This window comes from Streptomyces sp. NPDC058662 (genome assembly GCF_042716255.1).
Taxonomy (GTDB): domain Bacteria; phylum Actinomycetota; class Actinomycetes; order Streptomycetales; family Streptomycetaceae; genus Streptomyces.
On the sequence record NZ_JBHXRU010000087.1, the window covers coordinates 15,899 to 27,703 of the forward strand.

11 protein-coding genes are annotated in these 11,805 nt (G+C 73.6%); 4 read left to right on the forward strand and 7 right to left on the reverse strand.

The annotated features are described in order from the left end of the window. Window positions 1–41: 41 nt before the first annotated feature. From ACFWUQ_RS24860 to ACFWUQ_RS24885, 6 genes are all read right to left on the reverse strand, one after another. Window positions 42–1,265 (reverse strand): hypothetical protein, encoded by a 1,224-nt coding sequence (locus tag ACFWUQ_RS24860; protein WP_384541959.1) that lies wholly within the window; start codon window positions 1,263–1,265, stop codon window positions 42–44. 123 nt (window positions 1,266–1,388) lie between these two features. Then, window positions 1,389–3,074, reverse strand: a complete 1,686-nt coding sequence (locus ACFWUQ_RS24865; RefSeq protein ID WP_384541962.1) for a serine/threonine-protein kinase — start codon at window positions 3,072–3,074, stop codon at window positions 1,389–1,391. Window positions 3,075–3,101: 27 nt separating this feature from the next. Further along, complete coding sequence (locus tag ACFWUQ_RS24870; protein WP_384541965.1) at window positions 3,102–4,823, reverse strand: peptide-N4-asparagine amidase; 1,722 nt, start codon at window positions 4,821–4,823, stop codon at window positions 3,102–3,104. A gap of 184 nt (window positions 4,824–5,007) precedes the next feature. Continuing rightward, entirely contained in the window at window positions 5,008–5,274 is a 267-nt protein-coding gene (locus ACFWUQ_RS24875; protein ID WP_384541967.1) for a GlsB/YeaQ/YmgE family stress response membrane protein, read from the reverse strand. A gap of 6 nt (window positions 5,275–5,280) precedes the next feature. Beyond that, window positions 5,281–6,495, reverse strand: a complete 1,215-nt coding sequence (locus ACFWUQ_RS24880; RefSeq protein WP_384541970.1) for a DMT family transporter — start codon at window positions 6,493–6,495, stop codon at window positions 5,281–5,283. Beyond that, window positions 6,492–7,493, reverse strand: a complete 1,002-nt coding sequence (locus ACFWUQ_RS24885) for a phosphatase PAP2 family protein (protein ID WP_384541973.1) — start codon at window positions 7,491–7,493, stop codon at window positions 6,492–6,494. Before ACFWUQ_RS24885 ends, ACFWUQ_RS24880 begins: the two co-directional genes overlap by 4 nt. Before the next feature lie 180 nt (window positions 7,494–7,673). On the opposite strand from ACFWUQ_RS24885, the gene ACFWUQ_RS24890 reads away from it, so the two are divergent. Next, window positions 7,674–8,282, forward strand: coding sequence for a TetR/AcrR family transcriptional regulator (locus ACFWUQ_RS24890; RefSeq protein ID WP_384541976.1), 609 nt, complete (start codon window positions 7,674–7,676; stop codon window positions 8,280–8,282). A gap of 240 nt (window positions 8,283–8,522) precedes the next feature. Here the strand turns inward: ACFWUQ_RS24890 and ACFWUQ_RS24895 are convergent, their stop codons facing one another. After that, a complete protein-coding gene (locus ACFWUQ_RS24895; protein WP_384541978.1) occupies window positions 8,523–9,080 on the reverse strand; it encodes a TerD family protein in 558 nt (185 codons plus the stop codon). Between the two features lie 457 nt (window positions 9,081–9,537). Here ACFWUQ_RS24895 and ACFWUQ_RS24900 point away from each other — a divergent pair, with 457 nt between their 5' ends. The 3 genes from ACFWUQ_RS24900 (at window position 9,538) to ACFWUQ_RS24910 (ending at window position 11,778) form a co-directional block, all read left to right on the forward strand. Continuing rightward, window positions 9,538–10,350 carry a glutamate ABC transporter substrate-binding protein gene (locus ACFWUQ_RS24900; protein WP_384541981.1) on the forward strand — a complete coding sequence of 271 codons (813 nt, stop codon included), beginning with the start codon at window positions 9,538–9,540 and terminating at the stop codon, window positions 10,348–10,350. Between the two features lie 183 nt (window positions 10,351–10,533). Continuing rightward, the gene (locus ACFWUQ_RS24905) at window positions 10,534–11,334 is read left to right on the forward strand and encodes an endonuclease I family protein (protein WP_384541983.1); all 801 of its coding nucleotides are present in this window, start codon (window positions 10,534–10,536) and stop codon (window positions 11,332–11,334) included. Between the two features lie 129 nt (window positions 11,335–11,463). Next, on the forward strand, window positions 11,464–11,778 hold the full coding sequence (locus ACFWUQ_RS24910; RefSeq protein WP_384541986.1) for a DUF3040 domain-containing protein: 315 nt from the start codon (window positions 11,464–11,466) through the stop codon (window positions 11,776–11,778). Window positions 11,779–11,805 lie beyond the last annotated feature (27 nt).

Below are 11,805 nucleotides of genomic sequence, written 5' to 3' on the forward strand. Positions count from 1 at the left end.
CCTGGGCCCGGGGGTACGAAGGACCGGCGGTTCCAGGGGGGTCAGACGGCTGGGGCGAAGCCCGTGACCGTGGGGTGGGGGGCCGTCGTGCCCAGGCCGGGGAAGACGGCCGCCTTCCCGGAGGCGTCCGCGGACCAGAGGTCCGGCAGGCCGTCGCCGGTGAGGTCCCCGTCGGACCCGACGCGGGGGTGGGCGGCGGGAGTGAGGGTGGTCAGGACCGGGCCCGCGGCCGGGTCGGCGAAGGCCGAGAAGTCCGGCGCGTCCGGGGAGCCGGTCAGGGAGTAGGCGCGGACCGTACCGTCCGCGCGGGAACGGGCCCACAGGGTCGGGAAGCTTTCCGACCCGCCCGGTGCGGAAGCGGCGCGCGCGTTCGGGGCGGTGCGCGGGTCGGAGCCCGCTATGCGGAGGTTGCCCGCCGCGTCGGGGGTGAGGGCGTCGGGCTTGCCGTCGGCGTCGATGTCTCCGAACGCCGCCGGGGCGGTGCTCGGCTGCGCGTAGTAGTTCAGGCCGGTCGGCTGCGAGACGTTGCCCGCGTTGTCCATCGCCTGGAGGTAGACGTACTGGGAGCCCCACGTCTCGGGCTTGACCTTGATGTCCACCGCGCCGTCCGTGAGGCGGACGACCCGGGAGTCGGTCGTCTCGTCCGAGCAGCGCCAGCCGACGCTGAACGTTCCACTCGTCTGCCAGCGGGCGCAGGCGATCTCCGAGCCCCGGTCGGCGCCCTTCAGGGTGAAAGTGGCCTCCTCTCCGACCCGTTTGGGCGTGGCGTCCGTGGTGACCTCGGCGGTGGGCGGGGCGTGGTCGACGCGGAAGTAACACCAGGCCGTGTAGGCGCTGGTCAGCTTTCCGTCGGTGGCACGCGCCCGCCAGGCGTACAGACCGCCGTCCGCGAGCCGGTCGCGCGGAACGGTCGTGCCGGCCTGCGGCCACGTGGACCAGGAGCTCGGGTGGTCGGTGCGCTTGCCCCCGTACGAGGTGTCCCAGAGCTGGAACGTCGTCAGGAGCTCCGTGCCGCCCGGCGCCGTGTTGGTGGTGGCGCGCAGGGTGACGTCGGACGTGCCGATCCAGCCCGCGCCGGACCCGGCGTACGGGTCGGTGTAGCAGTCGGATCCGGTTCCTTCGCCGGCGAAGCCGGGAGTGGGGCTGGTGGCGGGTGCGGTGACCTTGGGCGCGGCCGCGCCCCCGGCGGCCGTGGCCGGTGCCGCGAACGACAGGCCCAGCGCCAGGGCAAGCCCCGCGGCCGACAGGGTACGAACAGGTTGCATGTAGTGCGATCCCCCCCTGGGAAGCGTCAGTTGACGCCTCGTAATATCTCAGAAGGATTACCGGTTCGCACTGATATACGAGTAGCGCGGCCCGTGGTCCATGGTGCCGTTTCGGGCAGGGAGTCAGGAGCGGACGACCTTTTTCACCTTGCCGTCGATGCCGGCGAGGACGTAGCCGCCGCGGCCGTACTCGTCGCTGAGGTAGGGGCGCATGCAGGGGACCTGGTCCATCATCCACGGCTCGACGATGACGTAGCGCGAGGTGGGGCTCGGGACTTCCAGGTCCTTCTGCGACTGCTCCAGCAGACCGGGCAGGGCGTCCCAAGCGACCGCGGACATGTCGATCAGGGGCTTGCCTTCCTTCACCGTGCCGTTGGGGCCGGTGCGCTTGGCGGCGCCGTCGCGGTACTGCCAGTTGTCAACGGTCTCGGCGCCGGCGGCCGTGGGGATGGAGGCAAGGACGTACCCGTCGTAGACCTTGAGGTCCACGAAGGTGGTGGTGCCGGTCTTCTCCTTGAACGCCGCCAGGGCGGTACGGATGTTGGCCGGGGTGAGCATGCTGCCCGCGGCCGCGCCGACCCGGGGTGCGGGCGTCCCGGGCGCGGTGGTCTTCGGGGTGGGGTCCGCGGCGGTGGAGGTGGAGACGGCGGGGGTCGGGGAGGGGCCGCCCTTCGCGTCGTCACCGGAACGGCCGCCGTCCGGCAGGAGCTGCACCACCCCGACGACGCCGGCCGCCAGGACCGCCGCGAGGGCCGCCGCCCACAGGCCCCGGCGGCGCGGGGCCGCTGCCGGGAGGGGCGCGGTGGGCGTCCGGGGCGAGGCGCCCGCGCCGTACGGCGGCATGGCGGGAGTCGGGTTGGCGGCGGTCGGGGGCGGGCCGTACTGCCCGTAGGCCTGCTGCTGCCCCTGCGGGACGGGCCGGGCGGCGTACGGCGCGTACGGACCGGCGGCGGATCCCGCGAGAGCGGTGCTCGCGTCGTGGAGCAGTCGTTCCAGCAGCGCTCCGTCGGGCCGCGCGGCCGGGTCCCGTACGAGGAGCCGCTCCAGTACGGGGGCCAGCGGCCCGGACCGTACGGGCGCCGGGATCGGCTCGTCCAGGACGGCCACCACCGTGGCCAGGCTGGTGGCCCGGCGCAGCGGGTGCGCACCCTCGGCGGCGACGTACAGCATCATGCCGAGCGACCACAGGTCGGAGGCGGCCAGGCCCTCCTCGCCCCGGACCCGTTCGGGCGCGATGTACTCGGGCGAACCGATCAGCACCCCGGTCGAGGTGAGCCCGGTCGACCCGTGCAGGGCCGCGATACCGAAGTCGGTCAGTACGGCGCCGCCGCCGGGCCGCAGCAGCACGTTGGCCGGTTTCACATCGCGGTGGAGCACCCCTTCCGCGTGGGCGGCGCGCAGGGCGGAGAGCACGTCGAGGCCGAGCCGCAGCACGTCGGCGACCTCCATCGGCCCGTTCGCCAACAGGTCGTGCAGCGAACCGCCCTTGACCAGTTCCATCACGATCCACGGATGGCCGTCCGTCCCGGCCGGGGGCTCCACGATGTGGTAAATCGTCACCACGTGCGGGTGCGCGAGGCGGGCGAGGGCCCGGGCCTCGCGCACGGCCCGTTCGCGCAACTGGACGGTGAGGCCGGGCTGGGCGGCGGCGGTCGCCGGGTCCGGCGGGCGTACCTCCTTGAGGGCGACCTCGCGGTGCAACGCGATGTCGCGGGCCCGCCACACCGTACCCATACCGCCGCTGCCCAGGGGCGCCAGCAGCTCGAAACGCCCGTCGATCAGCTGTCTGCCGGCCTCACTCGTGTCCATGGCCGGTCATCGTAGGCGCCCGCGCCGTCAGCAGCGGAAGCGGTCCGCGGTGACGGTGCCCTGCACCGTGGCGATCGTGCGGTCGTAACACCCTCCCGGCACCCCGGACCCGTACGACTGTTGGCGCGCGGAGGTGGCGGCGACCGCGTGGCGCTGGTCCCGGGGGACGTTCGCGGTGTACGTGGCGTCGCCGGTGTACGTGCTGTCCGACCGGGAGGCCCCGACCTGCCGCGCGCCGCGCAGGGTGACGGTGTCCGCGCGATCCCCGAGGGAGAGCACCGTACGCAGCCGGTCCCCGGCGCCGAGGGTGGTCCCGCCGTCCATGGTGTAGGTGCGCGCGGTCCGGGTGGTGGTCGCCCCACGCGTCACGCTCTCCTCGTCGGTCCAGCGGGCGGTGAGCGCGTCGTGGTTCTCGCCGTCCGTCCAGCGGTGGACGGAGGTGGTGCGGACGGCGCGCGTGACCGTCGTGGTGACCCTGCCGCGGGAGGTGTCCAGGTACCCGGCGACCGTCAGCCGGTGGCCGCCCTCGGTGTCGAGGCGGTGCTCGGCGCCGGGCGCGGCCGGCGTCCAGCGCGAGGAGCCCGTCGGGGCGCTCTCCTCGTGCCGGGTGAGGGCCCCGGTGACGACCGCGCGGCCCTCGTCCTGCCACAGCAGCAGATTCGCGGGGGTGCTCCAACCGCTCTGCCCGGCCGGCACTCCGGCGACGGACACCTCGACGCGGTGGGGTCGGCCGTCGTTGAGCAGCGCCGCGTAGGGGGTGAGGTCGTAGAGGATCGGCTGGACGTCGAAGGCGCGCGGGCCGGGGGTCACGTACCAGAGGAAGGGGTTGGACCAGCCGCCGGTCCAGACGGTCGGGAAGGGGGCGGCGAGGCCGGCGAGGCGGCCGTCGACGGAGACCCGCACCTCACGGTGGGGACCGTCCGCGGCCTTGCAGGAGTACGGGGCGGCGTCGGGGACGGTCATGTACCAGTACTCCTCGCAGCCGCCGCCCGAGCCGGTGGCGTACACCTCGGCGAGGAGCCGCTCGGTGTTGCGCGGGGTGACGACCTCCGGGGAGGTGAGGGGGAGGACGCGGTCCGGGGTGTCGGCGGGGGCGGTGCGGCCCTCGGCGGCGTAGAAGGTCAGGGTGGCCCTGACGTCGATGACGCCCGTGTAGGTGTCGTTGACGACGTTGCCGATGAGCATCTCGACGGGCTGCGGGCGGGTGAGGACGTCGCGGTAGCGGGTGATGTCCTTCTCCACGGACCAGGTGATCCCGTCGGGGGACGGCTGGGGCGTGGAGGTGCGCAGGATCTCGACGCCGCCCAGGGTCAGGTTGCCGAGGCGGTCGTACTGGCGGCCCTTGACCTCTCCGTCGAGGCGGAGCACCACCTTGGCCCACCGGTCGGTACCGCAGCCGGTGGGGGGCGTGTAGCTCCCCCGGTACGGCGTGAAGTCGCGGAACCGCGCCTCGGCGAGGGTCACTCGGCAGGAGCGGGTCGCGGGCCGGGTGACGGGCGGGTCGGGGGTGAGGGGGTCGTGCCAGTCGGTACCGAACTCGGCGGGCGGGTCGGCGGCCGGCACGGCGCTGGGCCCGGCGGGCGGCACGGCGCCGGGTCGGCCGGGGGTGGAACCGCCGGACGCGATCGGGGTCTTGGCGGTGTCGCCGGACGCGGGCGCGGTAGCACCGTTCGCCGGTCCCGCGCCGGCCAGGGCGCCCGCGGCCAGCGCGATCGCGCCGAGCAGGCCCGTGATCCTGTGTCGTCTCATGGACCCGCAGTGAAACCGGCCCCGCCGCACCGCCGCCAGGGCCCGTACCCGCACCCTGGCGCGATTTCGCCCCTCGACTGCGGACGGTTCCCGGCCGGGACGGACCGCTGGCCCCCGAGGCTGCCGCAGCCGCGTGCGGGGTCGCGACCCCGGTGTCGACGCGGGGCACGGGCGGCCGCCGCCTTCAGTCGCGCGAATGGCCGAAGAAAATCCGGTACCCGATGAGCAGGACCAGGGAGCCGGCGACGGCGGAACCCCAGGTCGCGAGGTCGAAGAACTCGGTCTGTATCGGCCGGTCCAGGAACTTCGCCGAGAGCCAGCCCCCGGTGAAGGCGCCGGCCACACCGATGAGGGTGGTTCCGATCAGGCCGCCCGGATCCCGGCCGGGGAGCAGCACCTTGGCGACGGCTCCCGCCAGCAGGCCCAGGACGATCCAGCTGACGATGCCCATGTCAGGTCACTCCGTTCGGTCGTTCACACGTTCTCCCACCAGGACGCGGTCCGGGCCGAAACGGTTCTCCCGCCGGGCGGCGGCGCCGGGACCGTACGGTCCGGGGAACGCGCCGGCGGCCGCCGGCGGGAGCACCGGTACGGGCACAGCCGCCGCGGGCACGGCCGGTACGGGCACAGCCGACGCGGACACGGCCGGTACGGGCACAGCCGACGCGGACACGGCCGGTACGGGCACAGCCGACGCGGACACGGCCGGTACGGGCACGGCCGGTACGGGCACAGCCGACGCGGGGCGGGCCGGTACGGGCACGGCCGGTGCGGGGCGGGCCGGGATCGGCGGCGACGGCGCCGTCTGCGCGGGGGCCGCCTGGGCCGTGTCGGTCGCGGAGGTCCGGGTCAGCAGGAGCACCCCGCGGGCCGCGGCGACGGCGCCGCCCCCGGCGAGCAGCACGCCCAGCGCGCCGCCCTGGAGCCGCTCGCCGAGCAGGACCGTGCCGATGACGGCCGCGGCCAGGGGGTTGGCGAGGTTCACCACGGCGAGGGGGGCACCGAGCCCGCCCCGGTAGGCCCGCTGCGACAGGAGCATCCCGCCGACCGCGAACAGCACCACGAGCAGCGCCACCGCACCGACCCGCACGCTGAGCAGGGCGCCGCCCCGGCCGGCGGCCACGGCGACGGTCTGGGTCAGCGCGGAGGCGGCGGCGGAGGCCAGCCCGGACGCCGTCGCGTGCCGCAGCCCCGAGCCCGGGTCAGGGCGGAGGGTCAGCAGCAGGACGGCGACGGAGGTCGCCCCGGACACGGCCAGCGCCTCCGCCAGGGTGAGCGTGTCGTCGGGGGCGGGACCGGAGGCGGGAAGCAGGAGCAGGCCGAGGCCCGCGACGGTGGCCAGCGTGCCGCGCCACTCGGTCGGCGCCACCCGGCGCCCGGCCTGGCGCGCTCCCAGTGGTACGGCCGCGACCAGGGTGAGGGCCCCCAGCGGCTGCACCAGGGTGAGCGGTCCGTACCGCAGGGCCGCGGCGTGCAGCAGGGCGGCGGCGGTGTTCAGGCCGGCCGACGACCACCAGGCCCCTGAGCCGAGCAGGCGCCCGGCGCTGCGGGAGACGCGTTCCCGCCCGGTGTCGGCGGACGCCCGGGCGAGGCGCTCCTGGGCGACGGCGGCGCACGCGTAGGCGACGGCCGAGGCCAGGCACAGCAGGACCGCGAGGAGGGTGTCGTTCACGGCCTGGACCCGGTCCCCGCACCGCGCCCGGCCGGGACCCCGAGCCGGGCGCGGAGCGGCGCACCGGTCCCCGCACCGGCGCGCGGCAGGGCGCGCGACGCGCCGGGGGCGACCCGGCCGGGCGCCCCCCCTGCCTGCCCGCGCGCCCCCGCATCCGGACCGAGCCCATCCCCTGCCTGCCCCCGCGCCCCCGCCGCGGGACCACGCGCACCCTCCACCCGACCCCGCGCCCCCGCCACCGGACCGAGCCCGCCCCCCACCGGGACGGTCGCGGTCGGTCGGGGCACCAGCAGCAGGGCCGCTCCCAGCAGGACGGTCGCCACGATCGCGTCGAGCCAGTAGTGGTTGGCCGTGCCGACGACGACGAGCAGGGTCACCAGCGGGTGCAGCAGCCACAGCACGCGCCCCCGCGAGGCGGTGGCGGCGATCATGCCGAGGGCGAGCACCAGCGCCCAGCCGAAGTGCAGTGAGGGCATCGCCGCGAACTGGTTGGCCATGCTGTCGGCCGCGGGAGCAGCGCCGTAGACGGAGGGTCCGTAGACCTGGCCGGTGTCGACCAGCCGCGCGTCGCCGAGCATCCGCGGTGGCGCCAGCGGAAAGGTGAGGTGCAGCACCAGGGCGGCCCCGGTGAGTACGGCGAGCACCCGGCGCGCCCACAGGTAGTGCCGGGGGCGCCGCAGGTAGAGCCAGATCAGGAAGCCCGCGGTCGCGGGGAAGTGCACGGCCGCGTAGTACGTGTTCGCCGTGTACACGAGGGAGTCGGCGTGCAGGAGCAGGCCCTGCACCGCGCCTTCGCCGGGCAGGTGCAGGGCGCGTTCGGCGTCCCGGACCCACGCCGCGTTGCGGAAGGCCTCGCCGGTGCGGCCCGTGGAGAACAGCCGGCCCGCCTTGTACACGGTGAACAGGCCCGCGACGAGCAGCAGCTCGCGTACGAGGCGGCGGCGCGCCGCGCTGCGGCCGGTTCCCGGGCCGCCGGGTGCGGCGTGGGTGGTGGTCATCCCCCGGTCCCTCTTCCTGCGTCCTGCGGACGTCCCGGTGGGAGTCCTGCGCGCTCATCGACACGCCAGTGTATCGATACATTCGCGTATCGATACGCAGGTGTACCGATACGCTGGCGTTCCGGTACACTCCGTATCGGAAGACACCGCCGAGCCGCCCCCCGAGGAGAGCCGCACCCCATGACGTCGACGCCGCCCCCCGGGCGCCGCTCCAAGATCACCCCGGAGCGGGAGCAGGAGTTCTACGACGCCGTCCTGGAGCAGCTGCGCGAGGACGGGTACGAGGCCCTGACCATGGAGGGCATCGCGGCGCGGGCCAGTTGCGGCAAGTCCACGCTCTACCGGCAGTGGAAGACCAAACCCCAGCTCGTGGCCGCCGCCCTGCGGGCCGGCCGGCGCGGCACGCTCGTCGCCGTGGACAACGGAACGCTGGCGGAGGACCTGCGCGAGGCCGCTCGGATCGCGGCGTGCACCTCGGGCCGCGACACCCGCCTCATGCAGGCGGTCGGGCACGCCGCCCTCGACGACGAGGAACTGCAGGCGGCCCTGCGCGCGGCTCTGGTCGAGCCGGAGCTCGCGGCCTTCGACGCGATGGTGGAGCGGGCCGTCGCGCGGGGGGAGATCCGCGCGAACCATCCGGCCGTGGAGTTCCTGCCGGCGCAGCTCATGGGCCTGGTCCGCATCCTGCCGGTCCTGGAGGGCCGCTTCGCCGACGCCAACTACCTGCTCCGGTTCATCGACGCGTCCATCCTCCCCTCCCTGGGGCTCACCCCGCCCCAGGCCCCCTGAACCGGCCGGCCGCCGTCACGATGACCTGACGGCGACCTGCCCGCGCTGCCTCGTGGGGACGGCGGCAGCGCACCGCCCGGATCGGGCGGCGGTCACTCGCACGTCGAGCGGCCGCCGCCCGATCCGGGCGGATTCGTATACCGGCCACGGCGTCCCCGCCGACCACGGCCGTCGCTGTCGGGCCGTCCAGCCGCCGGGGTGTCGGACTGCCGCGCCGCCGCGCCGCAGGGCGCCTTCCCGTCAGCGGCGGCCGCCCATGAGCCGGGTGAACTCCTCCGGGTCCGCGTCGGACCCTCGCAGGTCCGCCGAGTCCAGCGACCACGCGCCGGACGCGTCGCGCGAGAATTCCGCGATCGTGGCGGCGGTCGAGCCGGCCACGGAGGCGAAGTCGCCCTGTGCGAGGTCGGTGTGCCCCTCGCGGATCCGGATCCCCGTGCCGCCGATGTCGGCGAACGTCTTGCGGCCGGACTCCCCCGGGCCGGCCGGGGACCCGTCGGCGTGCTGGATGACCACGCCCACCACCACGCGCCGCAGCTCCGCTCCCATCCGGTTCAGTTCGAGGGTCATCACCTCGTCGAAACCGAAGCCCTGGCCCGTGTGGCTGTCCCGGTTCAGGGTGATGGTGCCGTCGGGCGACCGGCTGCCGAAGTGCACGAGGTGGACGGGGGTCCCATGGAGATCGGCGGCCCCGTAGACCGCGGCGACGAGGTCGAGGTCGTTCGCGGGGGTCCCGGCGGGGCTGGGGTCCCACCTCAGCGCGACCTCCACCTTGGCCAGGCCCTTGCGTACACCGGTCACCGGTCTCCCCCTCCGCTCAGCAGATCGTGCCCCGCCATGGTCCCACGCGGCCCGCGGCCGCACCCGAACGACCGTACGTTACCAGCCACTTCGGCCTTCACCGGCCGGGCCCGAGGGGCCGACACGCGGGCCGAATACCCGCATGCGACGGATCTGCGCCTTTGGGCGCAAAATGACCGCATTACGCTCGAATTATCCTAAACTCGTCGCCCCACCCGGCCCCTTGTCCCGTCACGGACCCGTTCAACCCAAGATCCTTCGGCGGAACCGGATCGTTATCCTCAAATTTTACTCAGATCTAGTGACGGTGCGGCCGTCTCCTTCCTAGCTTCCTCGTACACGTGTCACGACGTACCCCCCACGTTCCGCGGCTCCCCGCCCGCCGGCGCGCCCTCCCCCAGCCACCGCTGGACGGGCCCCGGCGGCGCGGCCCGCGTTCCCGAGGAAAGAGTGCAGCATGAAGGTTCCCCAGGCCGGTGCGGTCGCCGCAGTGATCGCCATCGCGCTCACCACCTCCGGGTGCTTGGGCGAGGAAGAGGTCAAGGGGAAGCTCGCCATCGGGATCAAGTTCGACCAGCCGGGCATCGGCATGCGCGAGCCCGACGGCACGTTCTCCGGGTTCGACGTGGACGTCGCCACGTACGTGGCCAAGCAGCTCGGCTACGCGCCGGACCGCATCGAGTTCAAGCAGGTGTACAGCAACGACCGCGAGCTGCTGCTGCAGTACAACGAGGTCGAGTTCGTCGCCGCGAGCTATTCGATCAGCGACAAGCGCAAGGAGAAGGTCGACTTCGCCGGCCCCTACTTCCTCGCGCACCAGGACCTGCTGGTCCGGGCCAACGACACCAGCATCACCAAGGCCGAGGACCTCAACACCAAGAAGCTGTGCTCGGTGAGCGGTTCCACCTCGGCGGAGAACGTCAAGAACCGCCTCGCCCCGAAGGCCAGCGTCCTGGAGCTCGGCGGCTACTCGGAATGCCTCGTCGCCCTCCAGGACGGCCTGGTCGACGCTCTGACCACGGACAACTCCATCCTGGCCGGGTACGCCGCCCGCAAGGGCAACGAGAACAAGTTCAGGCTCACGGGCCTGGCCATGAGCAACGAGAACTACGGCATCGGCCTGAAGAAGGGCGACACGGAACTCCGGGACAAGATCAACGCTGCCCTGAAGAAGATGGTGGCGGACGGTTCCTGGGAACAGGCCGTGAAGAAGAACTTCGGCCCCGACTACAAGTACGAGGCGGCCCCGCCGCTCGCCGCGACGAACTGAGGCGTCGAGGGACTCCCCGGGGCGGACGGGGGCGGGGGTGACGCGTGTCCCCGTACAAGATCCGCGCGTCCGACACATGGTCTTCATCTGTAGGGCACATGACAATGTGAGCCTCGCTCTGCCACCTGACACCCCGCCAATTCCCCGGGCGGGGACGGTGCGTGTGGAGAGGTACCCCCACAGATGAGAATCTCACGCCTGACTCCCTGGGCCGCCGGGCTCGCGGCGGCCGCGCTGTTCGCCGTACCGGCCGCCGCGTCCGCCGGCCAGCAGCGGGCCGCGGCCCCCCTCGCCGCTTCGGCGGACTCCTACTACACGAGCGCCGAGGGCAAGACCGGTGCCGCGTTGAAGACCGCTCTGCACCAGATCATCAGGAACCAGTCGAAGGTGTCCTACGACGGGGTCTGGAACGCCCTCAAGGCCACCGACCAGGACCCGGCGAATCCCAACAACGTCATCCTGCTCTACTCAGGCCGCTCCCAGTCCAAGAGCACCAACGGCGGCGGGTCCAACGACTGGAACCGCGAGCACGTGTGGGCCAAGAGCCACGGCGACTTCGGAACCGCCACCGGGCCCGGCACCGACCTGCACCACCTGCGCCCCGAGGACGTGACGGTCAACAGCACGCGCGGCAACAAGGACTTCGACAAGGGCGGCAGCCCGGTCGCGGAGGCGCCCGGGAGCCTGACGGACAGCGACTCCTTCGAGCCGCGCAACGCCGTCAAGGGCGACGTGGCCCGGATGCTGCTCTACATGGCCGTCCGCTACGAAGGCGGTGACGGCTTCGCGAACCTGGAGCTCAACGACCAGGTCAGCAACGGTTCGGCCCCCGCGCACGGGCGGATCAGCGTACTCAAGCAGTGGCACCAGCAGGACCCGCCGGACGCCTTCGAGCAGCGGCGCAACCAGGTCATATTCGACAGCTACCAGCACAACCGGAACCCCTTCATCGACCACCCGGAGTGGGTCGCCTCCATCTGGTGACCGCCGGCCGCGGGGGCTGCGGGCCCGTCCCGACGGCCCGGCGGGGGTTGGGCCGCTCCAGGCCGGGTATTCGCAGGCCACAGGCTGCGGGCCGCGCCCGTCGGCGGCAGCCGACGGAGGTACGTCGTGATGGACGGAGCCGGACTTTCCGACCGCGAGCAGCGCGCCCTCTCGGCGATCGAAGCCCAACTCAAGGGTGATCGCTCCTTCGACCGGATCCTGCGGTCCACCCGTCGCCGCAACCGCGTCGCGGCGGCCTGTCTGCTGGGCGCGGTGACGGTCGCGCTGCTGGTCGCGGCATCGGTCACGGTGTCGCAGCCCCTGATCTGGGCTTTCTCCGCCGCCTGGATCCTCACCGTGTTCACGGCCCTGCCGCTCGTCGGCCAGTGGATCCATCGGCGCTGGCAGAACAGGGACCGGACCTCGGCGGCCGGCCGGACCTGAGGGGCCGGTAACCGCCTCGGGCCCCTC